1 protein-coding gene is annotated in these 412 nt (G+C 66.7%); it reads right to left on the bottom strand.

What is annotated here, in order from left to right; all coding sequences use genetic code 11:
- A partial coding sequence (locus IEZ12_RS37270) for a transposase (RefSeq protein WP_189278829.1) occupies positions 1–215 on the bottom strand: 215 nt, incomplete at its 3' end.
- Positions 216–412: the final 197 nt, after the last annotated feature.

Below are 412 nucleotides of genomic sequence, written 5' to 3'. Positions count from 1 at the left end.
TCCTTCTCCCACTGGGCGAAGCGCCGGTAGACGGTCTGCCACGGGCCGTAGCGTTCGGGCAGATCACGCCACGGGGCGCCGGTGCGAAGCCGCCACAGCACCCCGTTCACCACCTGCCGGTGGTCCCGCCAAGGACGCCCGGCCCCGTCCCGCTGCGGCAGCAACGGCTCAATCCGAGCCCACGCAGCATCCGTTATCTCTCCCCGACCCACCACAAGATCAATTATGAGACACGGCCTAGTACTGCAACGGTGCTTATGGTGACGAGGCTTCATCTCTTGGGCTGTGGCCTCGTCGTTTGTAGTGGCTGGTCCGGGCTTGGTGTTGGCGTCGGCGGCGCCAGTGGGACCAGTGCAGGACGTGGTCGGTGCTGCGGTGAACCGGCCGTGCGAGGCCGGTGATCAGCCTGCGA

The sequence above is a fragment of the Kitasatospora griseola genome (assembly GCF_014648555.1).
GTDB lineage: Bacteria > Actinomycetota > Actinomycetes > Streptomycetales > Streptomycetaceae > Kitasatospora > Kitasatospora griseola.
Note: the sequence above shows the minus strand (reverse complement) of the source record. Positions and strands in the feature narration are given on the sequence as shown.